This window comes from Mesoterricola sp. JemC181 (assembly GCF_055384585.1).
In genome coordinates, this window is record NZ_AP045076.1 from 25,051 (window position 1) to 48,888 (window position 23,838).

Consider the following 23,838-nt stretch of genomic DNA (forward strand, 5'->3'; position numbering starts at 1 on the left):
TTTTCCGGGCCGGCACGCCCGTCCTGGTTTTCAGCGGCCCAACCGATAGTATGGATGGATTCCCTTCCACCCGCCGGAATCGATCCCCGCCATGGAAATGCACCCCCTGCTCGCCCAGCACATGGCGAATCTGGTAGCCTCGGGCGCCCCGCTCCCGGAGGGCCCGGCGTGGACGGCGTTCCTGGAATCGGTGAACGTGGGGCTCACGGCGGGTCCCGCCGCCGCCGAACTGGCGCGGTACCGGTCCCTGGTGGACCACCTCCGGGAGGTGCTCTTCCAGATCGACCGGGACGGCAACTGGTCCTTCCTCAACCCGGCCTGGCGCGCCATCACGGGCTTCTCCGTGGACGAGAGCCTCGGGCAGCCGTTCCTGGGCAACATGCACCCCCTGGACAAGGGCCGGTACCTGAACATGCTCACCTACGCCCTGGAGACCGGCGAGGACACGGTGCGGGGCGAGTTCCAGTTCCGAAAGCGGGAGGGAGCCTACTTCTGGGTGGAGATGTACACCCGCATCACCACCGACGCCGAAGGCGTCGTCATCGGCGTCTCCGGCACCATGAACGACATCACGGAGCGCAAGCTGGCCCAGGCCGCCCTCAACACGCTCACGTCCCGCCTGCGCGCCCTCATCGAGAACATGCAGGGAGCCATCCTCGTGGAGACCGAGCACCGGGGCATCGCGCTCATCAACGAGCCCTTCTGCCGGATGTTCGACATCCCGGTCCCGCCGCACCTCCTTGCCGGCAGCGAGGCCACCGAACTCATGGATCTGGCCCTGGGGGCCTTCCTCTACCCTGAGGACTTCCTGGAGCTGCAGTCCTCGCTCCTGGCCGAACGCAAGGTGACCAGCGGCCTCGAGGTCCCCCTCGCGGACGGCCGGGTGCTTTCCATGGACTTCGTGCCCATCGACGCGGGAGAGGACCTCTTCGGCCACTTCTGGCTCTTCCACGACATCACGGGCCGCAAGCGCTCCGAGGCCCAGCTGGCCCAGGCCGCGCTGGACATGGAGATGAAGAACTGGGAGCTGAGCCAGGCCCGTGACGAGGCGGTGCAGCTGGCCGGGCTCAAGTCGGAATTCCTGGCCAACATGAGCCACGAGATCCGGACGCCGATGAACGGCATCATCGGGATGACGGAACTCATCCTCAACACCGCGCTCTCCGTCGAGCAGATGGACTACGCGACCACCATACGCACCAGTGCCGCGACCCTCCTGCGCCTGATCAACGACATCCTCGACTTCTCCAAGATCGAGGCCGGGAAGATGGAGCTCGAGCGCATCGGCTTCGATCTCCAGGGCCTGCTGGACGACCTCCTTGCCATCCTGGGCTTCAAGGCCCACGGCAAGGGCGTCGAGCTGGCCACCTGGATCCAGGGGGCGGCGCCCACCAAGCTCCTGGGCGACCCCACGCGGCTCCGGCAGGTGCTCTCCAACCTCACCGACAACGCGCTCAAGTTCACCGCGGACGGCTCGGTCACCATCCACGTCCTCGTCGCCGAGCGCACCGCGTCCTCCGTGCTCCTGCGGTTCGAGGTCCGGGACACCGGCATCGGCATGTCGCCCGAGGTCGCGGGCAAGCTTTTCCAGTCCTTCTACCAGGGCGATTCCAGCACCACGCGCAAGTACGGCGGCACCGGGCTGGGGCTGGCCATCTGCAAGCGCATCGCCGAGCTCATGGAGGGCGCCATCGGCGTCGACAGCGTCCCGGGCGAGGGAAGCGTATTCTGGTTCACCGCGCGGTTCCAGCCCCAGGACGCCCCCCAGGAGACGGGCCTGCCCGACGCCCCCTTCCGGTTCTTCCTGGCCGGGCTCCCTCCCGCCACGGCAGGCGTCCTGGACGCCCAGCTGAAGGCGTGGGGCTACGAGGCCACCGTGGTGGAGCCCAGCCTTGACGGCCTGGCCGTCCTGCGGGAGCGCTGCGCGGCCCTGGACGACAAGACGCTCCTGGTCTTCGGGTCCCAGGGCGGGATCCAGGCCGGCATGATGGAGTTCCTGCAGGCGGTGCATTCGGCCCCGGGCCTGGGCGGGCTCCGGCTCATCATGGCCCATTCGCTCTACGAGCAGGACGAGGCCCGCAAGCCCACCTCGCTGCCCATCACCGAATTCCTGCCCCTGCCCATGCGCAAGTCCCACCTCAAGGCCCTCCTGGAGCGCAGCAAGGACGCCGTGCCCCTGCCGGCGGTCGCCGAGGCCGCGCCCCGGGAGGGGATCCAATCCCAGGCCCGCCTCCTGGTGACCGAGGACAACGCCGTGAACCAGAAGGTGGCCATGGCCATCCTCCGCAAGCTGGGCTATTCGGCGGACCTGGCCAACAACGGGCTGGAGGCCGTGGAGATGGTCCTGGCCCGGGAGTACGACCTGGTCTTCATGGACTGCCAGATGCCGGAGATGGACGGCTTCCAGGCCACCCGAGCCATCCGGGCAAGGGAGGGGGGGGAGCGGCGCACCCCCATCCTCGCCATGACCGCGAACGCCATGCAGGGGGACCGCGAACGGTGCCTGGAAGCCGGCATGGACGACTACATCCCCAAGCCCATCACCATCGTGGACCTCAAGAGCGCGCTCCACCGATGGCTTCCTCCGGCCTGACCCATGACCAATTCCGACCGCACCATCGACAACGCCTACGCCATCCGCATGATGCTGCAGCGCCTCTGCGTGGCCAGCATGAAGGTCTCCCTGGGCTGCCGCGACAAGCGGGGACTGTTCCAGATCCTGTTCCAGGAACCCGGCCGCATCGGCATCCGGCTGGGCCCCAAGGAACTCGAGGAATGGGCCCTGGCGCCCGAGGAGAGCGTCTCCATGACCTTCGACGACCGCGGGTTCCGGTACGAGACCGTGCTCGCGTTCGTCGGCCCGTCCGAGCTCGAGGGCGTCCCCTGCGCCGCCTTCACCCTGCCCCGGACCCTGCGCCGGGCCGACGACAACCGGCTGGCCCACTTCGCCCCGGACGTGGCCCCCCTGGTCACCTTCAGCAACAGCAAGAACGCGGTCCTCGACGGCGAGATCCGCGGCTTCGGCAACGACGGTTTCGAACTCGCGCTTAAGGACTCCTCCCAGAAGATCGAGGACGTCCTGAGGATGGGCGAGGAGTCCACCCTGGACCTGGCCCTGGAGGACGGCCTCCTGCTCACCGCCTCCGCCCGGGTCGCCTACTTCGGGGCGAACTTCGTGGGCATGAAGTTCACCGAGCGCGTGGACAAGACCCTCCTGGGCCAGTACCGCACCTGGCTGGACACCCAGCAGCGGATCCAGGCCCAGCGGGACCGGGAGAGCTTCGAGTCGGGCCGGGCCCCGGCCAAGGGCAGCAACCTCCCCCAGGCGCGGCTATGGGTGGACCGCCAGCCCACGATCCTCATCCTCACCGAGCGGGAGGAGTTCGCCCGGCACATGGCCGAGGCCCTGGGCCGCAAGTTCGGCGTGATCAGCCTCGACTACATCACGGGGCCGGTGCGCCCCTTCCTCAAGCCCTTCGGCGGGGACGAGGCCGACTGGGGCCGGGTGAAGCTGATTCTCATCCACAACCATCTCCGGCTTGCCAGTCCCCTGGAACTTTCCAGGCAGGTGGTCGAACAGGAAAAATGCACCCTCCCCATCATCCTCGCCGGGACCGACGAGGACGAGGATCTCAAGCGGAACCGAGCACTGGCCGCGGGCGCCGTGGATTTCCTGCCGGTCGAGCCCTTCAGGATCCTGTCCGTTCTCCGCAAGCTGGACGAAACGCTCAAGTTGTTCGCCTAGGACAACTTGGCAGGGAGTATCCTGGTCCCATCACCAGGAGGACATATGAACTCGAAATTTGTGAAGGCCCTCGGCCCGATCATTCTCTGGCTCGTGCTGCGACTTCTGCCCGTACCGGCGGGCCTGACTCCGGCCGCGTGGCACTTCTTCGCCGTCTTCGCCGCGACGATCCTGGGCCTGATCCTCGAGCCCCTGCCGCCCGCGGCCGTCGGGTTCATCGGCGTCTCCTTCGCCGCCATCATGTGCTACGTCTCGCCGACCCCCGCGGGCTCGGTGGCGTGGGCCCTGGCGGGCTTCTCCGACAAGACGGTCTGGCTCATCTTCGGCGCCTTCATCTTCTCCATCGGGTATGCCAAGAGCGGCCTGGGACGACGCATCGCGCTCCTCCTGGTCAAGCTCCTCGGGCGCCGGACCCTGGGCCTGGGCTACGCCATCATGCTGGCGGACCTGGCGCTCGCACCCGGAACCCCCTCCAACACCGCCCGCAGCGGCGGAACCATCTTCCCCGTCATCAGCAACATCCCCGCCCTGTACGGCTCCGAGCCCGGCCCCACGGCCCGCAAGATCGGCTCCTACATCATGTGGACCGCTTTCGCCTCCACCTGCGTGACCAGTTCCCTGTTCCTCACGTCCCTGGCGCCCAACGTGGCCGCCCTTTCCATTCTGCGTTCCGTGGGCAAGATCGACGTCACCTGGATGAACTGGTTCATGGGCTTCCTCCCCATGGGCGTCCTGCTCCTGATCCTGGTTCCCGTGCTCACCTATTTCATCTACCCCCCCGAAGTGAAGGTGTCCGAGGAGACCCCGGCGTGGGCCGCCGGTGAGCTCAAGAAGATGGGCGCGTTCAAGTTCTCCGAGGGCGCCATGGCCTTCCTGGTGGTCCTCGCGGTCTTCCTGTGGATCGTCGGCTCCAACAAGGACATCCGCCTGCCGCTGCTGGGCTCCAATTTCATCGACGCCACCGCGGTCGTGTTCTTCGTCATCTCGGCCATGATCGTGCTGGCGATCGTTTCCTGGGACGACATCCTGGCCAACAAGGCCGCCTGGAACGTCCTGGTGTGGTTCGCGACCCTCGTGACCATGGCCGACGGCCTGAACAAGGTGGGCTTCGTCACCTGGGTGGCCAAGGCCGTCGCCGCGCACCTGGCGGGCTTCTCCCCGATCCTGGTGATGGGCGCCCTGGTGGCCTTCTTCTTCTTCGTGCACTACCTCTTCGCCAGCCTCACGGCCCACACCGCCGCGGTGCTGCCCGTGGTCCTGGCCTCCGGCCTGGCCATCCCCGGCATGCACGCCAAGGCCTTCGCGCTCCTGCTCTGCTTCTCCCTGGGCATCATGGGCGTGATCACCCCCTACGCCACGGGCCCCGGCCCCGTGTACTACGCCAGCGGCTACATCTCCACCAAGGCATTCTGGGGCCTGGGACTGTTCTTCGGCCTGCTCTTCATCGCGGTCACCCTCGGCCTGGGCATCCCCTGGCTGACGGTCATCCGCCCCGTGGGTTAAACCCGGCCCGGTTCCCTCCGTATCCTCACCGAACGGAGGGAACCATGCTTCGCCTTGCCCCTGTCGCAGCCTTCATCCTCATCGCCCCGCTGGCGGCCCAGACCGTGATCGTCCAGCCCGCCCCCGGCGTCAAGGCCACGGAGACGCGCACCGTCCCCCTGGCCCCGGGCGCGCCCCTGAAGGTCCGCAACGTCAACGGCCACATCCGGGTCGCCGTCTGGGACCGCGCCGAGGTGGAATTCACCGGCGCGTTCACCCCGGCCAGCGGGAAGGAGCAGGTCAAGGTCGTCCTTGAGCCCAAGGGCGGCGGCCTGGAGATCCGGGGCGAGCACCCGAAGGAGTCCCGCAACGGCCCGGTCTGCGACATGGACCTCAAGGTGCCCCGTTCCGCCCTCGCCTCCCTGGAGACGGTCAACGGCCTGGTGGAACTCAAGGACGTCACCGGCGCGGCCGAGTGCCGGACCGTGAACGGCGAGATCAGCCTCGAGGGCCTCAAGGGCTCCCTCAAGGCGGAGACCGTCAACGGCGGCATCCGGGGCCGGGGCCTTTCCGGCCCGGTCAGCGCCAAGACCGTCAACGGCGGCATCAGGCTTTCCGCCCAGGGCCTCACGGGCCGCCTCAAGGCCACCACCGTCAACGGCGACCTGCGGATCAGGAGCGAGGGCGCCAAGGACGTGCACGTGTCCCGGCGCAGCTTCGAAGCCTCCTTCGGAGACGGGGCCCAGGTCCTCCAGCTCAAGACCGTGAACGGGGACATCACCCTGGATTGATCTACACTGGCCTGAGCTGCTGAGGACAGCCCGACCATGCCGGCATTCCCCCCCCACTTCCAGTTCCAGCTCCAGGAGCTGTTCCGCCTGCGGCGGGACGTGCGCCGCTTCCGCCCGGACCCCGTGCCCGAGGACCTCTTCACCGAGCTGCTGGAGGCCGCCCACCACGCGCCTTCCGTAGGCCTCTCCCAGCCCTGGCGCTTCGTGCGCGTGGACGACCCCGCCCGGCGCGAGGCCGTCATCGCCGAGTTCCAGCGCGCCAACGACGCGGCCTCGGCCCTCTACGACTCCGAACGGGCCCGCCTCTACCGCAGCCTCAAGCTGGCCGGCCTCAAGGAGGCCCCCATCCACCTCCTGGTGTGCGTGGAGACGGACCCCGACTCCGGCCACGGCCTGGGCCGCCAGACCCAGCCCGAGACCCTGCGGGACTCCGCCGTCTGCGCCATCCAGAACCTCTGGCTCACCGCCCGGGCCAAGGGCGTGGGCGTGGGCTGGGTGAGCATCCTGGAACCGGACCGCCTGCGGACGGTCATGGACCTGCCCGCCACCTGGGGCTGGGTCGGCTACCTCTGCATCGGCTGGCCCCTCGAGGAGCCCGAGATCCCCGTGCTGGAGATCGCCGGATGGGACCACCGCAACCCGCTGGCGAAGCACCTTCTGCAGCGGTAGGCCCCGTTCATTTGAGCCGCACCGGGCACCCCGCCACGAAGAGCCAGGCCTCGTCCGCCGCCTTCGCCGTGGCCTGCCCCAGCCAACCGGCCAGGTCCCGGAAGCGCCGCAGCGCGGGATCGGCGGGTACGGGACACCACCCCACCTCGTTGCCCACGACGATGACGGGCCAGGGCAGGCGCGCGAAGGCCTCCAGCTCCCCGTTCCAGGCCTGGAGGATCGCCTCGTCGGAGGCCTCCATGCGGTCCCCCAGCCAGAGCGTGAGGCAGTCCAGCACCACGCCCGAAGGCGGAGGATCGAGGCTCTCCAGGGCGGCGGCGACGTTCCGAGGCGCCTCCAGGGTGCGCCAGCCGGGGCGCTCAGCGCGGTGGCGCGCCACCCGCGCAGCCATCTCCCCGTCGCCGGGTTCGGGGCGGTAGGTGGCCACGAAGACGGTGTCCCCGCCCCAGGCCGCGGCCCGCTCCACCGCCCAGGAACTCTTCCCGCTGCGCACGGGCCCGGTGAGGAAGAGGATCCGTCCCATGGTCAGCCCGCGGGCCGGTTGTGGAAGCGCAGCACCCCGCGGCCGGCGGCATACGCGTCCACCCGCGTGAGGCCGTAGGGCTGCCACGACAGGTCCAGGGCGCGGGTCGCGGGCAGGCCGATGTAGTGGGCCAGGATGGCCCGCAAGGGGCCCCCGTGGGCCAGCACCAGGGTCGCCCCGTCCCCGTCCAGGGCCCCCTGGAGCGCCAGGAGGGCCCGGCCCGAGCAGGCCAGGAAACTCTCGCCGCCCGGGGGCACGCCCCGCACCGGGTCCTGGAAGAAGGCCTCCGCTTCGGGTACCTGGTCCCACGGAAGGCCCTCCCAGGCTCCGAAGGACTGCTCCGAGAGGCCCGGCAGCACGAGGCTGGGCAGGCCCAGGTCCAGGGCGTGGTCCCGGGCCCGGCCCAGGTCCGAGGTGAGGACGCGCTGGATGCCCAGGCCGAGCAGTTCCTCCTTCACCCGGGGCCACTGGGCCCGCCCCTCCGGGGTCACGGGCAGGTCCAGGCGCCCCAGGGGCGCCCCCTTCGCCGCGGCCTCCGTGGGCCCATGGCGGAGCAGGTAGAGGGGCATCATCTCGCCACCAGCGCCAGCAGCACCGCCCCCTCCACCAGCTGGTTGCCGGCGCCCAGCAGGTCCCCGCTCTGGCCCCCCAGACGGCGCTTGAGGTAGAGGGCCCAGAGCCCCAGGGCGCCCAGGGCGGCCAGGGCCGCCCTGCCCAGGCCCGGGCAGTTCCGGCAGAGGCCGTTGGCCAGGAGCAGGAGCGCCGTGGCGCCCAGGAAGGGCCCCCACCTCCCTTCGCCCCCCACCTCCTTCGCGAGCCCTGGCGCCACCGGCGGCAGGAGCCCCATGAGCACGCTGATCGACCACCGCCCCCACGCCATGGCGAGGGGAAGGGCCCAGAGGGCCCGCCGGTCCAGGGCCACCAGCGCGCTCCAGCGCACCGCCAGCAGCACCCACAGGGCCATCGCGCCGTAGGCCCCGATGCGGCTGTCCTTCATGATCTCCAGCACGCGCTCCCGGGTCCACCCTCCGCCCAGGCCGTCCATGGCGTCCGTCGCCCCGTCCTCGTGGAACCCCCCGGTGAGCATCAGCCCGAAGCCCACCGCCACGGCAGCCGCGAGCGGAGCCGGCCAGACCCGCAGTCCCAGCACGAACACGCCGGCCGTCGCGGCCCCCACCAGCGCCCCCACGAGGGGAAACCAGCCTACGCCGCGCGCGATGTCCTCGACCCGGGTGGCCCGGCCCGGCACCGGGACCCGGGTCAGGAAGCGGATCGCCGCCACCAGGCTAGCGGTCATGCGCGGCTCACGCCCGCGCTGCCGAAGGTGGCCATCTCGCGCAGCACCGCGCAGGCCGAGCGCAGGATGGGCACGGCCAGCGCGGCTCCGGTGCCTTCGCCCAGGCGCAGGTCCAGGTCCAGCACGGGCTCCTTGCCCAGGTGCTCCAGCAGGTGCCGGGACCCGGGTTCGGCGCTGCGGTGGCTCCACACCAGGAAGTTCCCCAGGCGCGGTTCCAGGGCGAGCGCCACCAGGGCCGCGGCGCCGGCGATGTAGCCGTCCACGATCACCGCCCAGCCCCGCGCGGCCGCGCCGAGCATCGCCCCCGCCATGGCGCCGAACTCGGCGCCGCCCACGTCCGCGAGCACGCCCAGCGGGTCCGAGGGGTCCGGGCGGTGCCGCGCCAGGACGCCGCGGATCACCTCCAGCTTCCTCCCCAGGGCCGCGCCGGCGACCCCGGTGCCGGGCCCCACCGCCTCGGCCGGATCCAGGCCCGTGAAGGCGCACACCAGGAGCGCGGCCACCGAGCTGTTGGCGATGCCCATCTCGCCCACGCCCAGGAGGGCGAAGGGGTGGTCAGGCAGGAGCGCCACCTCGTCCAGGCCGGCCCGGAGCGCGGCCTCCGCCTCGGCCCGCGTCATGGCCGGCCCCGCCAGGGGGTCCCGGGTGCCCCTCAGGATGTTCCGCTGGGCCACGCCGGGAAAAGGGCAGGGGGAGGCAACCCCCGCGTCGATGACCCGGTGGTGGATGCGGTTGGCCCGGCAGAGCGCCGAGATGGCCGCGCCCCCTCCGGCGATGTTGGCCATCATCTGGACCGTCACTTCCTGCGGATAGGCCGAGACCTGGTGGCGCGCGATGCCGTGGTCGCCGCCGAAGGTGAGGATGTAGGCCTCGGGATCGGCCGGGCGCAGCGTCCCCGCGATCCACGCCAGCTGCGTGCCCAGCCCCTCGAGGCGGCCCAGGGCCCCGAGGGGCTTGGTGAGGTCGTCCACGTGGCGCCCGACGGCCTCGCGAAAGGCCGGGTCGAGGGCGGGCAGGGTCGGGAGGCGCATGGGGATCCTTGTCAGGGCAGTTCCAGGGCCAGCCCCTGGGCGGGCGACGCCTTCACGCGGAAGACGGAGCCGATGAGTTCCGGGGTGAGGATGGCCTCGGGGGGCCCGAAGCCCACCATCCGGCCCTGGTCCAGCACCATCACGTCGTCGAAGCGGAAGGCGGTGCGCAGGTCGTGGAGGCTCACCAGGAGGGTCGAGCCGGCGGTGGCCAGGTCCCGGCCGAGCCGGAGCACCTCCAGCGCGTGGCGCACGTCCAGGTTCGCCGCGGGTTCGTCCCACAGCTGCAGAGGTGCGCCCGTGGCCATGGCGCGGGCCAGGAAGACCCGCCGCCTCTCCCCCCCGCTCAGCTCGGTGATGGGGCGCGTCTCCAGGTGCCGGATGTCCAGGGCGTCCAGGGCCGCCTCCACCCCGTGGCCGTCGTCACCCCACGCGTGGCGCCCCTGGGCCACCACCTCCCGCACGGGGAACGCGAAGTCCGCGTGGCTCTCCTGGCCCAGCCAGCTCAGCGTCCGCCCCCGTTCCAGGAAGGGGATGCGGGCCAGGTCCCGCCCCTGCCACCGGATCCGCCCGCGGGCCTGGAGGAGGCCCGCCAGCACCTGGAGCAGGGTGGACTTGCCCGCGCCGTTGGGCCCCACAACAGCCACCATGCGGCCCGGAGCCAGGCCCACGGACAGGTCCCTCAGCCGCGTCCCCAGGGTGAGGCCTTCGGCCTCCAGCACGGGCTTCAGCACGGGTTCCTCCGGAGCATCCAGAGGAGGAAGGGCCCGCCGATGAGGGCCGTCATGGCGCCCAGGCGCAGGCCCCCCGGCACGAAGCGGGTGGGCAGGTCGCACAGGAGCACCAGGGCGGCGCCACCCAGCATGGACAGGGGCAGGAGCCTCCGGTGGTCGGGCCCGAAGGCCAGGCGCAGGAGGTGGGGAACCAGCAGGCCCACGAAGCCCACCACGCCCCCCACGGCGGTGGCCAGGGCCGTGAGGACGGTGGAAAGCGCGATGAGCTGCCAGCGCAGGCGCCGCACGTCCACGCCCAGGCTCTGGGCCGAGGGCTCGCCCAGGCTCAGGAGATTCATGGGCCGGCCCAGCGGCAGCAGAAGGGCGCAGCACAGCAGGACTCCCGGCAGCCCGATGGCCACGTGCTCCCAGGTGCGGTTCTCGATGCCGCCCATGAGCCAGAAGAGGATCTGCCCGCTCACCTCGAACTTGCCGGCCGACAGCGCCAGGAGGAAGCTGGTGCCCGCCCCGAAGAAGGCGTTGAGGGCCACGCCCGAAAGCAGCAGGTGCTCGGGGCTCGCGCCGCGGCGGGCCAGCACCAGGACCGCGCCGGTGGCCAGGAAGGCCCCGGCGATGGCCGCCAGGGGCACGGTGAGGAAGCTGGCCTGCCAGCCCAGGGCCAGCACCGCCACGGCCCCCAGGGCACCGCCCGCGCTCACGCCCAGGAGGCCCGGAGAGGCCAGGGGGTTCCGGAAGAAGGCCTGCATGGTCACGCCCGAGGCCGCGAGCCCGGCCCCCACGGCGACGCCCACGAGGGTCCGCGGGAGCCGCAGGTCCCAGAGGATGGTCCGGTCGAGGGCGTCCCCCCGGCCCACCAGGGCACGCAGGAGCGCCATGGGCCCGAGATTGGAGTCGCCCAGTCCGAGCGACGCCACCACCGCCAGCAGCAGGACCAGCGCGAGGATGGTGCCGGCACGGCGCCTCACCGGAAACGCTCCGGGTGCAGGGCCCGCGCCAGGAACTCGTAGGCGTCGATGCGGGCCTGGCTGGTGGCCGACATGAGGGGCCCCGGCACCTCGACCAGGTTCCCGCGGCGCAGCGCATCAAGGTATTTGTAGGGGGCCGTCGCCTTGAGACGCTCGGCCATGCGCTCGCCCTTGTCGGTGACCAGGACGTCCACCTTCCACCTCAGCACCTTCTCGCCCGGGGTGGGCTGGTGGCCACGGAGGCCCTGTTCCGCCGCGACGTTCAGGGCCCCCGCGTGGTCGCACAGGTCCTGAAAGGTGGTGCCCGCGCCGGCCGTGAACGGATAGAGGCCCACGGACAGGACCCGCACCGGCTTGACGCCCTTCAGCCTGCGGTCCAGGTCCGCCACCCGGGCCTTCCACTGCCCGATGAGCTCCTCGGCGCGTTCGCGCCGGTCCAGGGCGGCCCCGATCTTCCGCGCGGAGTCGTAGAGATCCTCCAGCGTCTCGAAGCGGTCCACGACCACCAGGTCCACCTTGGCCCGGCGCAGGATGGTCAGGGTCTCGGGCGCCGTCCACGCGGCCGCCAGCACCAGGCCGGGGCGGAAGTGGAGCACGTCCTCGGCGGTGCCGGTGCGCAGGCAGGGGTACTTCGCGTTGGCGCGCACATCCGGGGTGAAGTCCGGGTCCCGGGCCAGGTGGCTCAGGGCCGCGATCTGGCCCGGCGCCGCCAGGGCCACCAGGAGTTCGTCGGTGCCCACGGTCTGGCTCACGACCCGCACGGGCCCCCCCGCCCAGAGGAGGGCGGGGAGGAGGAGGGCGGACAGGAAGCGGCGCATGTGCAGGAGTGTGTCCAGTAAAGGGGAAGGTTTCTAGAAACGGTAGCGCATCTCGAGGGTCACCGTCGGGGGCTGGGCCGGGAATCCGAAGATCTGCGAGGCGTCGTTCTGGAAGTCCCGCTCCCGGGCCAGCCACTGCGCCACGGTGGTGCGGGGCTGCAGGAGGTGGTCGGCCCGCAGGGAGAGGACCACCCCCGGCCCCAGGGGCAGGGCCGCCTTGAGGCCCAGGTCGTTGAAGTGCTCCTTGAAGGCCGTGGGCAGGCCGTAGTCGTAGCGGGGACCGATCCAGGACCACCATCCCTCCAGCCTCAGGTCCCCGAAGGTGCGGTGGCCGTTGAGTCCCAGGGACTGGAACGGCTTCCGGATCACCGCGCCCGAGGAGAAGCGCATGGCGGGGTCGGCGCGCTCGTCCCGGAACTCCTGGTTCCGGTAGAAGCCCTGGAGGCTCCACGACGCGGTGCGGTAGCCCGCCGTGGCCTGGGCCGACTGGAGCCGCAGGTCGGAACCGTTGCGGTAGATGCCCGAGTAGTAGCCGCCCCAGGACGCGGGAATGAACTGCCCCCCGTTGGCGTCGAAATAGACCAGGTTCCCGTAGAGGGTGCGGGAGAGCTCCAGCCCCGCCGTCCAGGGGCCCTTCTCGTACGTGAGGCCGGCCTGGGAGGTGAAGCTGCGCTCGTTGTCCAGGGCCTGGCCCTGGTACTGGGCGTTGTAGATGGCCTGGAAGAGCAGGGGATTGGCGAAGGCGGTGCCCGCCGAGGCGTAGGCCCGCAGTCCGCCGCCCAGGAGCCAGTTGACCCCGAGCTTCCAGGTGGCCCGGGAAACCCGGGTTTCCGCCGCGCCGGGGAAGGTCAGCCGGTCGCTCTGGCCGCGGACCGTGGCCACCACCCGCAGGGCGTCGGCGAACTCCGTCTGGTCCTCGAGGAAGACCGCCAGATGCCTGCCCGTGGCCGGGTCCAGGGTGCCCGCGAACCGGGCCGTCTCCTGGTAGGCGTCGAAGCCCGCCTGGAGGGTGGAGGTCCGGGCCACGCGCCAGGTGAGGGCCCCGTTGGCCTGGTCGCGCCGGCTCGTGTACCGCTCCGTGGCCGCGCCGTCCGTGTAGTTGGGCTCCAGCCGGGTCTGCAGCGCCTGCCCCAGGGTCAGCTCCCCCAGGATCGCCGGGGACAGGGTGGAGCGCAGCGTCGCGCTGAGCACCTCGGTGCGGCTGAAGTCCTGCCGGGAGGGGACGTATTGGGACGCGTCCCGGTTGCCGGAACCATAGTCCGCGTAGGAGATGGGAATGGGCACGCCCGCGAAGGCGTTCCGGTAGCTCGCGGTGAGCAGGGTGTCGGCCCCCAGCTGCTGGCCCCCGCCGAAAAATACGCCCGAGGAGCGGAAGGGGTTGTCCGCCGGGGTGGCCCCGTCCTCCTGCTGCGCGCTGACCGAGGCCCGCACCCAGCCCGAGGTCCACCCGTAGGCTGGCGCGAAGAGGCCCTGGCGGATGGCCTGGCTCCCGGCCCCGGCCCGCAGCTGGCCGCTGAAGCCCTCCCGCGCGTGGCCCGCCGAGTACAGCGCCACCACCCCGGCCTGGGCGTCCGAGCCGAAGCGGGTGGAGCAGGGCCCCTGCTGCACTTCGATGCGCTCGATGCCCGCCAGGGAGACCATCGAGAGGTTCACCCCCCCGAAGCCCGTGGCGTCCGAAAGGCGGATGCCGTCCAGCATCACCACCGTGTCCTGGGCCCGGCCCCCGCCCAGGTTCAGGGTGGCCGCGGTGCCCACCCCGCCCGAGGAGAACACCTGGCCCGGCAGGAGCAGCCTCAGCAGGTCGCCCAGATTGTCCGCGCCCCTCGCCTCGATGGCGGCCCTGTCGACCACCAGGACGGGGTTGGGGGTCCGCACCAGCTCCACCGGCGTGGCCTCCGCGGTGACCGTGACCGTGGCCGAGGCCTCGGACCGGGGCGGCGGCGGTTCCACCACCGGGCCTCCGGCCCACAGGCTGGCCCCCACGACCAGCGGGAAAAGGATTCTTGAATTGCCCATTGCATGCTCCGCGCATGAGGCCGGGGAACGATGAAGGCCTCGCCGGATGGGCAAAGTCCCTCCCCGTCCCCACGACGGTTGGGTTAATGCAGGACCGGTCTCCGGGCTCGCACGCGACAGGCATCTTGCGATGCCCCTGGATCCTTCCCGGGGATACGCCCCAGTGGCTCCAGCAGGGTCTCCCGGTCCATGGCGCTCGGCCCGGGGTGCATACCGTTGCGGGGCAGCGCAGGATTCAAACCTGCTTCCCGAACATCCAGCACACGCTGTAGGGGACAAGGTTCGCAGGAGGCCGGGACGAATTCAAGGTGCATAATGGGTGCATGGCCACCAAACCCCTCCCCCAGGCGAGTCCCAAGCTCCTGGCGATCCAGAAGGACCTCCAGCAGCTGGCTTCCATGGCGGGCTACCTCAACAGCGCCATCGACCTGCCGCAGCTGCGCCTCTCCTTCACCCTCTATGGCCGCGTCCTGGTGGCGGGCGTGGAGGAGGGCCTGGCCATCACCCCGCGCCTCCAGGCCTGGTCCGATCGGTTGGCCGTCCGGCTCCGGGAGGACAGCTCCTCGGCGGTGCTCCCCCCCCAGATCCAGATCTCGGCCCCCCAGCCCCTGCCCAACGGCGAGGGCTACTACGTCATCTCCACCATGACCTTCAATTCCAAGGTCACCGAGCAGGGCTACCAGCGCGTGCGCAACGCCATCCTGGCCGCCTATCAGGCCGCCGTGAACCTGCGGGAAAAGAAGATCTGGGGCGACGAGGAAGCCTAACGCACGGCCTCAAGGAAGGCCCGGCTCGCCCGGGAACGGTGGCTGAGCGTCTGCTTGACGGCGGAGCTGAGCTCCCCGAAGGTCTGGCCGTACCCCTCCGGAACGAAGAGCGGATCGTAGCCGAAGCCCTGGATACCCCGGGGTTCGGGGGCGAGATGCCCTTCCACGGAACCGCCGAATGTGACGGGGTCGCCGTCCATGGGCGCCCAAGCCAGCACGCAGACGAACCGGGCCGACCGCGCCGCGCCGGGGGGCATGAGCGCCAGGAGGCGCCGGTTCTTGGCGTCCTGCGCCAGCCCGGGGGCGAACCGGGCGCTCAGCACGCCGGGGCCACCCCACAGGGCGTCCACGCAGAGGCCCGAATCGTCCGAAAGCACGCCATCGACCGGGCTTGTGCCGTGGCGCCGCCACCAGTCCCTGGCGAAGGTGGCCTTCTGCAGGGCGTTGTCCTGGAAGAACGCCCCTTCCTCGGGAATGTCCGGCGCATCCGCGGGCCACGCCAGGAACTCGACGCCCTGGAGGAGTTCCCCGAATTCGCGGAGCTTTCCCGCATTGCGGGAGGCGAGGAGGATCTTCATCTACATCTTGGTATAGGGGTCGGGATTATAAGGGTCTTCATAATACGGATCCACCGTGGGTGGCTGCCCCTGCGGCGCCCAGGTTTCCGCAGGGGGAACCCAGTTTTGTGAAACATCATCCGGCTGATTCATTCGGGACCTCAAGGGAGAACGAGATGAACGCTATCACGATTGATTCAGTTCTCCAATGGACAGCGGTCACACTCTGTTATTAATATTTAATTATTTCGAACCTGGGGGCAAAACCTTATTTGAGGAGCTGGCCGCAGGCACCCTGCACGTCCCTGCCCCGGCTCTTCCGCACCGTCACGAAGCATCCCCGGGCCTTCAACCGGTCCAGAAAGGCCTGGAGGCGTTCCTCCTCCGGCTGCTGGAACGTGGAAGCCGCATGCTCGTTCATGCGGATCAGGTTGATGTTGTGCCCATGACGCAGCTCACCCAGCCAGTCCGCGAGCCGGTCCGCGTCCTCCACGGTGTCGTTCTCCCCGGCCAGCAGGACGTATTCCAGGAGGAACTTCTCGCCGGGGGCCAGCCCCCAGGCGCCCAGGGCCTCCCGCAGGCGCTCCAGGCCCCACACGCGGTTGACGGGCATGACCCGGCTCCGCGCCTCGTCCGTGGTGGCGTTGAGGCTCAGGGCCAGCCACGGGCGGGGGCGCAGGCCGGAAAGCCGCTCGATGGCGGGCACGAGCCCGGACGTGGACACCGTGATGCGCCGGGTGGAGATGTTCAGGCCCCAGGGATGGTTGAGGATCCGGATGGCCCGGTGGACGTTGTCCAGGTTGTGCAGGGGCTCGCCCATGCCCATGAACACCAGGGTGATGGCGTGGGGCTGGGCGGGGCCCAGGGTGCGGATGAGGCTCAGCACCTGCCCCACGATCTCGCCCGCGGAGAGGTTGCGCCGGATCCCCATGGCGCCGGTGGCGCAGAAGGTGCAGCCCATGGCGCACCCCACCTGGCTGCTGATGCAGAGCGTCACCCGGGGGTTGCGCACGTCCCGGGGCATGTGGACCGCCTCGATGCGCTCCCCGTCCCTCAGGCGGAGGACGACCTTGGTGGCGCCGTCCTCGCTCGGGTGGCGTTCCACGATCTCGGGCAGCGACGTGTCAAACGAGGCCGCGATCCACTCCCGCGCCTCCCGGTTGAGGAAGAGGCCCTCGGGCCGGTAGGTCCAGGGCCGCTGCAGCCGGTTGAAGACGTGCTCGGCGCGCCCGGGGGCCCCTTCCAGGTCCTCCGGCAGCAGCCCGAAGGCGGAGGGCCGTCCCGCGGCCTCGGGGGCCGGGGCGTCCCAGGGATGGGCGGCGTCCGTGGTCATGCGATGGAGATCCCTTCCAGGCCGCTCACCTCGTGGGCGTTGAAGCTGGACCGCACCAGCGGCCCCGCGTAGACCGTGCGGAACCCCAGCGCCTTGGCCTTGCGTCCCAGCTCGGCGAAAGCGTCCGGATGCACGTAGCTCCTCACCGGCAGCTGGTGGCGCGTGGGCCGCAGGTACTGCCCGAGGGTGAGGATGTCCACGCCCGCCTCCACGAGCTTTCCGAAGACCTCCAGCAGCTCTTCCTCGGTCTCCCCCAGCCCCAGCATCAGCCCCGACTTGGTGCGGAACTCGTCCCCGAAGAGCGCCGTGCCCAGGCGCTTGGCATGGGCCAGGACGTCCAGGGAGCGCTGGAAGCGCCCCGCGGGCCGGACCTCGGCATAGAGGCTGGGCACCGTCTCCGTGTTGTGGTTGAACACGGCCGGGCCCGCGGCCACCACCTCGGCCACGGCGTCCAGATCCCCCAGGAAGTCCGGGGTGAGCACCTCCACCCCCACGCCCGGGTTCAGGCGCCGGATGGCGCGGATGGTGCTCGCGAAGTGGGCGGCGCCCCCGTCGGGAAGGTCATCCCGGTTCACCGACGTGAGCACGGCGAACTTCAGGCCCAGGGAGGCCACGCGGAGGGCCGTCTCCTCCGGCTCCCGCGGGTCCAGGGGCAGGGGCTTGCCGCTCTGGATGGAGCAGAACCCGCAGGCCCGGGTGCAGGTGTCGCCCATGAGCAGGAAGGTGGCGGTGCCGTGCGTGAAGCAGTGGTTCCGGTTGGGGCAGCGGGCCTCCTCGCACACCGTGTGCAGGGCGTATTCCCGCATCCCGGCCTTCATGGCGTGGAGATCCGAGAGCTTGACCTTCTCCTGGACGATCCAGTCCGGGAGGCGCGGGTGGCCCTCCAGGACTTCGCGGCCGGATCGTCTTGAGAATCGAGGCATGTACGGGCTCCCTTGCCCTCCCAGGATAACCCGGCGCCTCAGCTTTTCCCCACCACCCCTCCCACCGGGCTGGAGGCGCTGGCGTACAAGCGACGAGGCATGCGGCCGGCCTCGAAGGCCAGGCGCCCCGCCTTCACGGCGTAGTCCATGGCCCGGGCCATCTTCACGGGGTCCGCGGCCTCGGCCACGGCGGTGTTCATGAGCACCGCGTCCGCCCCCAGCTCCATGGCCACCGCCGCGTCGCTGGCCGTGCCCACCCCCGCGTCCACGACGAGCGGCAGGCCGAACCCCCCCACCACGTCCCGGAGGATCTGGAGCACGTAGGGATTCTGCACCCCAAGCCCCGAGCCGATGGCCGATCCCAGGGGCATCACCGCCGCGCAGCCGGCCTCGCAGAGCTTTTTCGCCAGGATGGGGTCCGCGTTGATGTAGGGCAGCACCACGAACCCCTCCTTCACGAGGATCTCGGCGGCGCGCAGCGTCTCCTCCCCGTCGGGGTAGAGGCTGAGGGGGTCCCCGATGACCTCGAGCTTCACCCAGTCCGTCTCCAGGGCCTCCCGGGCCAGGCGGCACACCCGCAGGGCGTCCTCCCGGGTGTAGCAGCCCGCGGTGTTGGGCAGGAGGGCCATGCCCTTGGGGATCCAGTTCAGGATGTTGTCGTCCCCCTTGGCGGACAGGTCGAAGCGCCGCACCGCCAGGGTCACCATCTCCACCGCTCCGGCCTCGTAGCAGGCCTTCATGGTGGCGAAATCCTTGTACTTGCCGGTCCCCAGGATGAGGCGGTTCTGGAAGGTGCGGCCGGCGATGGTGAGCATGGGGCGACTCCAAAAAAGGAAGGTACCAGTCTACTGTAGGGAGGAGGCACCCCATGAAATCCCATCGCGTGACCCTGACCCTCCACCAGCCCGAGCGCATGGGCTTCGTGAACATCACCCCCGACGTGGAGGAGGCCGTGGACGACAGCGGCGTCCAGGAGGGCTTCTGCCTGGTCAACGCCATGCACATCACCGCCAGCGTCTTCATCAACGACGACGAGCCGGGCCTGCACGAGGACTACAAGCGCTGGCTGGAGAAGCTCGCCCCCTTCAACGAAGGCAGCGACCCCGCCCGGGGCGGCTACCTGCACAACCGCTCGGGCGAGGACAACGGCGACGCCCACCACAAGCGCCAGATCATGGGCCGCGAGGTGGTCGTCGCCATAACGAAGGGCCGCCTGGATTTCGGGCCGTGGGAGCAGATCTTCTACGGGGAGTTCGACGGCCGCAGGGACAAGCGGGTGTTGATCAAGATCATCGGTGAATGACGGGGGCGCCTTCCCTTTCTAGGCGATCGACACCTTCACGCCGGCTTCCCGCAGGTTCTGGAGTTCGGCCGGATCGGCGCTGGCATCGGTGATCAGCTCGCTGACCTGGGCCACCGGGCAGATCCGCGCGAAGGCCATGCGTCCCACCTTCGAACCGTCCGCCACCACCAGGGTGCGCCGGGCATGTTCGATGAGGGCGCGGTTGGTGTGGGCCTCCACGTCGTGGTGGGTGGTGAGCCCGCCCCGGACGCTGATGCCGTCGACGCCCACGATGGCCAGGTCGAGATGGATGCCCTCCAGGCTGGCTTCGGCCAGGGGTCCCACCAGTTCGTAGGACTCGCTCCGGGCCGTGCCCCCCGTGACGATGAGCTTGATGTTGGGGCGCAGGGCCAGGTCGGAAGCGATGTTGAGGGCGTTGGTGACGATGGTCAGGCCCGTGCGGGTGGCCAGGACCCGGGCCACCTCCGTGGTGGTGGTGCCGCCGGTGAGCCCGATGGAGAGGGTGCCTTCCCCGAGCATGCCCAGGGTCGCGGCGGCGATGCGGCGCTTCTCCTCCTTCTGCCGGCCGCCCCGGTACCGCAGGGGCAGTTCGTAGACCAGGCTGTTGGCCACCGCGCCACCGTGGGTCCGGGAAAGCAGATGCTGCTCTTCCAGCATTTCCAGATCCCGGCGCACCGAGGCGGTGGACACGCCCAGTTCCTGGGCCAGGTCCGTGACCCCCAGGGTGCCGTGCTTGGCAAGCCGGTCCAGAATCAGGCCGAGGCGTTCTTCCTGTCGCATCCTTCAAAATAGCATGAAACGAAAAACTTTGTTGTTGCATTTTGATCGTTTTTGCTTAAATTCAATCAAGACCAATCAAATTCAATGCAGCATTGAGACACGAAACCACGTGACCAGCCACCATCTGCCGCACCACCCCGGAGGGCCCACCATGCTGTCCAACCATCTCGTCCCCAGGGCATTCGCCGCTTTGGCCTGCGGGACTCTCCTGCCCCTGCTGGCCGCGGATCCCGCCCCGGCCTTCGACTTCAAGGTGCGCGCCGGCCTCACGGCCGGGGACTTCCGGCGGGACCACGCCGACAACAAGGCCATCGGGTTCGCCGTTGCCGGGCGCTTTCCCCTGGGGGCCACCCGGGCCCTCACCGTGGAACTCGGGTTCGACGTCCTGCCCGGCCAGCCCAGGGACGCCATGCCCGGCAGCGGCCCCGTCTACTACGACCCCCAGAACCCCACCACCTCGTACAACGGCAGCCCGCTGGCGCTGAGCGCGGGCAATTCCATCGATTTCCGCAAGGAGCGCGCACAGGGGTTCAGCCTTCGCGCCTCGTACACCGACCAGCTCGGGGCGGGCTCCATGTACTGGTTCGCCGGCGCCAGCCTGGACTTCTACAAGGTCTCCGCCGAACTGACCGGCACCCTCATCCCCGTGGACGCCCAGGGCGCTTCCGTGCCCGGAAACGTGCCGGTGGATCCCGCCGACCCCGCGGGCCCGGTGAGGGACTACTACGAGGGCTGGGCCATGGTCCGGGAGAAGACCCGGGCGGCCCTGGGCCTGCACGCGGGCGTCGGCGCGGCCCTGACCCGGGATGCCCGGCTCGAACTGGCCATCCGGAACATCGGCATGAACCACTTCGACTACAAGCCTTTCACCTATACCGGCAAGGCCCCCGTCCTCGAAGAGAGCACCCGCCGCGGGTTCGTCTTCGAACTGTCCCTCGCCTTCAGGATCTGACGCCCGCGAATAGGAGATCCATCCATGCTGCAGCGAAGATTGTTCACGCCGATCGCCATGATCCTGGCCGCGAGCCAGCTGTTCGGCCAGGAGACCACCGGCATCGCGTCCGGACAGATCATGACCCGGGCCGGCAAGCCCATCCCCGGCGCCCTGGTGCGCCTGAGCTCCCCGAGCCTCCTGGGCGACCGCACCGTCACGTCCAGCGAGACCGGCCAGTACCGCGTCGGCCTCCTGCCCAACGGCAAGTACGCCATCACCGTCACCGCCTCCGGCTACATCACCATCAAGGGCCAGTTCCAGGTGGTGCCCGGCCAGACCGCGCGCCAGGACGTCATCCTCACCCCCATGGTGACCCAGGGCGCCACGGTGGAGGTGGTGGACCAGGCCTCCCAGGTGGACAAGACCACCACCGTGACCTCTTCCACCTTCTCCATGGACAGCCTGAACGAACTCGCCGGCTTCAACATGGACGCCGTCATCCAGCTGTCCCCCGGAATCACCGGCACCCTGGACCCCAACGTGGGAGGCTACGGCGACGACGCCCTCTCCATCCGCGGCGGCATCCAGCACAGCACCAAGGTGATCCAGAACGGCCTGAACATCACGGAGGAGGGCGGCGGCTACCTCAACGAGCTCACCACGCTCATGGACATGATCGAGAGCATGTCCGTCATCCAGTCCCCGCTCAACGCACGGTACGGCAACACCGACGGCGGCCTGGTCTCCATCGTCACGACCCGGGGCAGCAACACCTTCACCGGGAGCCTGCGGGCCAAGTACCACAAGAACTACTGGCAGGACAACGGGCCTTCCTACGCCCGGCGCAACGGCAGCCCCGGCGATCCGGTTCCGCCCAGCGACGACTTCTCCAACCGCACCTACGAGATCTCCGTGCGGGGCCCCATCTGGAAGGACCACATCACCTTCGCCTACGGCACCCAGCAGACCCCCAACCACTCCTACAACGGGCTCGTGGGCAACACCTCCCTCAACGGCCTGCCCAGCCAGGCCACCTACACCTTCGTGCCCGGCCAGGGGGTGGTGCCCGCCAACACGTACGGCCTGGGCGGCCTGGACACCATGCAGGACGTCTCGAAGTTCCACCAGTTCGTCGTCTTCGCCCAGATCACCGAGAACCACAGCCTGGAGTGGAACTACACCCAGAACGACAGCAACGCCTACTGGGGCATCCCCCGCTTCGGCCGCATCGACACGGTGGGGGCCTCCACCGACGACTACCACCATCACCTCTGGAACCTGGGCTACAAGGGCGTCCTGGGCGAGGCGGGCGTGCTGGAGGCCCGGGTGGGCCACACCTACCGCACCTGGCCCCACCCCTACAGCCCCGGCAAGGCCTCCATCTGGACCACCTTCATCCCCGGAGCCCACGACGCCGACGGCCTCAACCCCGTCACCAGCCTCCTGGACGGCTACGCCTCCGGGGGAACCGCCTACAACATCAACGGCTACAATGCGGACCGGGGCGACACGATCCTGAACGACTCCCTCCTGGTGAACTTCTCCCGGGAATTCTCCCGTGGCGGCTCCAGGCACCTGGTGGACGTGGGCGTGGACCTCGAACGGTTCAAGTGGGGCATCCAGGTGGGCGCGGCCAAGGACCAGTACATCGTCCCGGGCCAGGACCCTGCCACCGGCCAGTTCCTGGTCTACAACGCCGCCACCGCCACCCTGCGCGACCTGGATCCCACCTACGGCGCCACCCCCGTCCTCAACGACGGGCTGGTCAACCCCGGCCTGGGCGCCCCCGGCTCCGACACCCACTTCCCCGGCGGCCTGGGCCTGATCCCGCTGCGGGTGAGCCGCACCGGCTCCGAGGGCGGGGACATGCGCAAGCAGACCACGTCCATCTACCTCAACGACCTCTGGACCATCAACAGCCACCACAGCATCATGGCCGGCCTCCGCTACGACCGGTTCAAGGCGAGCGACGAGGTGGGCACCTTCGTCTCCTACGGGCGCCTCAACCCCCGGTTCGAGTACAAGTTCGACCTCGGCGGCGACCAGGCGCGGCTGATCAACGTCTCGTACGGCGAGTTCCAGGCCAGTTCCCCGGGCTCGCTGTTCCTGCCCGCGGCCCACGGCCGCTACGGGAACCAGACGGTCTCCTACTGGAGCCAGGGGTCGAGCGCGCCCTACTACGTGAACCTGGCCCAGCTCCAGGATCCGGGCAACTACACCGCCCTCACCCGCACCTACGCCGGCGACACCTTCACCATCGACCCCAACTGGAAGAACCCGGTCTCCCACGAGCTCACGGCGGGCTTCCGCCGGGCCTACGCCAACGGCGGCTACTGGCGCGCCACGGCCATCTACAAGACCTGGTCCAATCTCTTCGACTGGTTCCCGGGCGAGGTCTACACCGACGAATCCGGCTCCGCCAACTTCAAGCGGGTCCTTCGCAATGATCCGGATTCCAGGCGCACCTACAAGAGCCTCGAACTGGAATGGATGACGCCCGTCACCGGCCGCCTCACCATCTACGGCAACTACACCTTCGCCCGGATGATGGCCAACACCCGCTACAACATCGACAATCCCGACCGCACCACGAGCCAGATCGCGAACTTCCGGGACTACTACGGTTCGATGTACGCACGGGATCAGTACAACCCCATGACCCTCCGTTCCCCGGAGCACATCTTCAACCTGTACCTTTCCTTCAACCTCAGCCAGGGCAAGGTGAAATCCAACGTCACCCTGCAGGGCTCGTACACCAGCGGCAGGCCCGAAGGCCGCTGGACCACCGTCAACATCCCCGCGCCGACCCTGGCGGGCTACAACGACGCCAACGTCCAGAACACCGGCGGACTGCCCAATTCCATTCTCCTCACGTCCGACGGCAGCCGCATGACCAACACGGACCTGACCACCCTCAGCCTGAAGTACAACCTCGAGATCGGCCTGTGGAGGACCGTGAAGGGCTTCGTGGACGTGACCATCGGGAACGTCTTCAACGCCAAGCGCCGCGGCCCCTATACCCTGGCGGGCACCGGCCTGGTGGACACCGCGGGCCAGCCCCCGCAGTACGCCAGCAACGGGTGGCGCGCGGCCGACGACGTCTCGGACGTGGGCACCGGCAGGGTCGCCGGCAGGTCCATCACCTTCGACACCGGCATCCGGTTCTGAGCGGA

The 23,838-nt window shown here is 69.8% G+C and carries 22 protein-coding genes and 1 riboswitch; of the genes, 9 read left to right on the forward strand and 13 right to left on the reverse strand.

What is annotated here, in order from left to right; translation table 11 throughout:
• The first annotated feature begins 91 nt into the window (after positions 1 to 91).
• The 5 genes from ACZ5MC_RS00115 to bluB are packed head-to-tail and all read left to right on the forward strand — an operon-like array spanning position 92 to position 6,687.
• Positions 92 to 2,593, forward strand: a complete 2,502-nt coding sequence (locus ACZ5MC_RS00115; protein ID WP_464516797.1) for an ATP-binding protein — start codon at positions 92 to 94, stop codon at positions 2,591 to 2,593.
• A 3-nt stretch (positions 2,594 to 2,596) separates the two neighbouring features.
• On the forward strand, positions 2,597 to 3,745 hold the full coding sequence (locus ACZ5MC_RS00120) for a PleD family two-component system response regulator (protein ID WP_306598218.1): 1,149 nt from the start codon (positions 2,597 to 2,599) through the stop codon (positions 3,743 to 3,745).
• Positions 3,746 to 3,790: 45 nt separating this feature from the next.
• Complete coding sequence (locus ACZ5MC_RS00125; protein WP_306598219.1) at positions 3,791 to 5,248, forward strand: DASS family sodium-coupled anion symporter; 1,458 nt, start codon at positions 3,791 to 3,793, stop codon at positions 5,246 to 5,248.
• Between the two features lie 44 nt (positions 5,249 to 5,292).
• Positions 5,293 to 6,018, forward strand: coding sequence for a DUF4097 family beta strand repeat-containing protein (locus tag ACZ5MC_RS00130; RefSeq protein WP_306598220.1), 726 nt, complete (start codon positions 5,293 to 5,295; stop codon positions 6,016 to 6,018).
• 36 nt (positions 6,019 to 6,054) lie between these two features.
• Entirely contained in the window at positions 6,055 to 6,687 is a 633-nt protein-coding gene (gene bluB, locus ACZ5MC_RS00135; protein ID WP_306598221.1) for a 5,6-dimethylbenzimidazole synthase, read from the forward strand.
• Between the two features lie 7 nt (positions 6,688 to 6,694).
• Here the strand turns inward: bluB and ACZ5MC_RS00140 are convergent, their stop codons facing one another.
• Genes ACZ5MC_RS00140 through ACZ5MC_RS00175 form a run of 8 tightly spaced genes read right to left on the reverse strand, consistent with a single transcriptional unit; the run spans position 6,695 to position 14,068 of the window.
• Entirely contained in the window at positions 6,695 to 7,210 is a 516-nt protein-coding gene (locus tag ACZ5MC_RS00140; RefSeq protein ID WP_306598222.1) for a bifunctional adenosylcobinamide kinase/adenosylcobinamide-phosphate guanylyltransferase, read from the reverse strand.
• A 2-nt stretch (positions 7,211 to 7,212) separates the two neighbouring features.
• Positions 7,213 to 7,782, reverse strand: coding sequence for a histidine phosphatase family protein (locus ACZ5MC_RS00145; RefSeq protein WP_306598223.1), 570 nt, complete (start codon positions 7,780 to 7,782; stop codon positions 7,213 to 7,215).
• Entirely contained in the window at positions 7,779 to 8,507 is a 729-nt protein-coding gene (gene cobS, locus ACZ5MC_RS00150; protein ID WP_464516798.1) for an adenosylcobinamide-GDP ribazoletransferase, read from the reverse strand. The genes ACZ5MC_RS00145 and cobS overlap by 4 nt, the downstream gene beginning before the upstream one ends.
• On the reverse strand, positions 8,504 to 9,538 hold the full coding sequence (cobT, locus tag ACZ5MC_RS00155) for a nicotinate-nucleotide--dimethylbenzimidazole phosphoribosyltransferase (RefSeq protein WP_306598226.1): 1,035 nt from the start codon (positions 9,536 to 9,538) through the stop codon (positions 8,504 to 8,506). The genes cobS and cobT overlap by 4 nt, the downstream gene beginning before the upstream one ends.
• Positions 9,539 to 9,549: 11 nt before the next feature.
• Positions 9,550 to 10,269, reverse strand: coding sequence for an ABC transporter ATP-binding protein (locus tag ACZ5MC_RS00160; protein WP_464516799.1), 720 nt, complete (start codon positions 10,267 to 10,269; stop codon positions 9,550 to 9,552).
• A complete protein-coding gene (locus tag ACZ5MC_RS00165) occupies positions 10,263 to 11,234 on the reverse strand; it encodes a FecCD family ABC transporter permease (protein WP_464516800.1) in 972 nt (323 codons plus the stop codon). Before ACZ5MC_RS00165 ends, ACZ5MC_RS00160 begins: the two co-directional genes overlap by 7 nt.
• A complete protein-coding gene (locus ACZ5MC_RS00170; protein ID WP_464516801.1) occupies positions 11,231 to 12,052 on the reverse strand; it encodes an ABC transporter substrate-binding protein in 822 nt (273 codons plus the stop codon). The genes ACZ5MC_RS00165 and ACZ5MC_RS00170 overlap by 4 nt, the downstream gene beginning before the upstream one ends.
• A 33-nt stretch (positions 12,053 to 12,085) precedes the next feature.
• The gene (locus ACZ5MC_RS00175; RefSeq protein ID WP_464516802.1) at positions 12,086 to 14,068 is read right to left on the reverse strand and encodes a TonB-dependent receptor plug domain-containing protein; all 1,983 of its coding nucleotides are present in this window, start codon (positions 14,066 to 14,068) and stop codon (positions 12,086 to 12,088) included.
• 75 nt (positions 14,069 to 14,143) lie between these two features.
• Positions 14,144 to 14,343: riboswitch (cobalamin riboswitch) on the reverse strand.
• A gap of 48 nt (positions 14,344 to 14,391) precedes the next feature.
• On the opposite strand from ACZ5MC_RS00175, the gene ACZ5MC_RS00180 reads away from it, so the two are divergent.
• Positions 14,392 to 14,835, forward strand: a complete 444-nt coding sequence (locus tag ACZ5MC_RS00180; protein ID WP_306598231.1) for a hypothetical protein — start codon at positions 14,392 to 14,394, stop codon at positions 14,833 to 14,835.
• On the opposite strand, the gene ACZ5MC_RS00185 is transcribed toward ACZ5MC_RS00180, so the two are convergent.
• The 4 genes from ACZ5MC_RS00185 to ACZ5MC_RS00200 form a co-directional block, all read right to left on the reverse strand.
• Positions 14,832 to 15,413 (reverse strand): non-canonical purine NTP pyrophosphatase, encoded by a 582-nt coding sequence (locus tag ACZ5MC_RS00185; RefSeq protein WP_464516803.1) that lies wholly within the window; start codon positions 15,411 to 15,413, stop codon positions 14,832 to 14,834. The two genes, ACZ5MC_RS00180 and ACZ5MC_RS00185, sit on opposite strands and share 4 nt — an antisense overlap.
• 247 nt (positions 15,414 to 15,660) lie before the next feature.
• A complete protein-coding gene (rlmN, locus tag ACZ5MC_RS00190; RefSeq protein WP_464516804.1) occupies positions 15,661 to 16,725 on the reverse strand; it encodes a 23S rRNA (adenine(2503)-C(2))-methyltransferase RlmN in 1,065 nt (354 codons plus the stop codon).
• Positions 16,722 to 17,648 carry a lipoyl synthase gene (gene lipA, locus ACZ5MC_RS00195; RefSeq protein WP_464516805.1) on the reverse strand — a complete coding sequence of 309 codons (927 nt, stop codon included), beginning with the start codon at positions 17,646 to 17,648 and terminating at the stop codon, positions 16,722 to 16,724. Before lipA ends, rlmN begins: the two co-directional genes overlap by 4 nt.
• A gap of 38 nt (positions 17,649 to 17,686) precedes the next feature.
• Positions 17,687 to 18,463 carry a thiazole synthase gene (locus ACZ5MC_RS00200; RefSeq protein ID WP_306598235.1) on the reverse strand — a complete coding sequence of 259 codons (777 nt, stop codon included), beginning with the start codon at positions 18,461 to 18,463 and terminating at the stop codon, positions 17,687 to 17,689.
• A gap of 53 nt (positions 18,464 to 18,516) precedes the next feature.
• Here ACZ5MC_RS00200 and ACZ5MC_RS00205 point away from each other — a divergent pair, with 53 nt between their 5' ends.
• Positions 18,517 to 18,951: a secondary thiamine-phosphate synthase enzyme YjbQ gene (locus tag ACZ5MC_RS00205; RefSeq protein ID WP_306598236.1), complete on the forward strand. Its 435-nt coding sequence runs from the start codon at positions 18,517 to 18,519 to the stop codon at positions 18,949 to 18,951.
• Between the two features lie 18 nt (positions 18,952 to 18,969).
• On the opposite strand, the gene ACZ5MC_RS00210 is transcribed toward ACZ5MC_RS00205, so the two are convergent.
• The gene (locus tag ACZ5MC_RS00210) at positions 18,970 to 19,731 is read right to left on the reverse strand and encodes a DeoR/GlpR family DNA-binding transcription regulator (protein WP_306598237.1); all 762 of its coding nucleotides are present in this window, start codon (positions 19,729 to 19,731) and stop codon (positions 18,970 to 18,972) included.
• Between the two features lie 151 nt (positions 19,732 to 19,882).
• Between ACZ5MC_RS00210 and ACZ5MC_RS00215 the strand changes: the two genes are divergently transcribed.
• Both ACZ5MC_RS00215 and ACZ5MC_RS00220 read left to right on the forward strand, forming a co-directional pair.
• Complete coding sequence (locus ACZ5MC_RS00215; protein ID WP_306598238.1) at positions 19,883 to 20,683, forward strand: hypothetical protein; 801 nt, start codon at positions 19,883 to 19,885, stop codon at positions 20,681 to 20,683.
• A gap of 24 nt (positions 20,684 to 20,707) precedes the next feature.
• Complete coding sequence (locus ACZ5MC_RS00220; protein ID WP_464516806.1) at positions 20,708 to 23,833, forward strand: carboxypeptidase regulatory-like domain-containing protein; 3,126 nt, start codon at positions 20,708 to 20,710, stop codon at positions 23,831 to 23,833.
• Positions 23,834 to 23,838 lie beyond the last annotated feature (5 nt).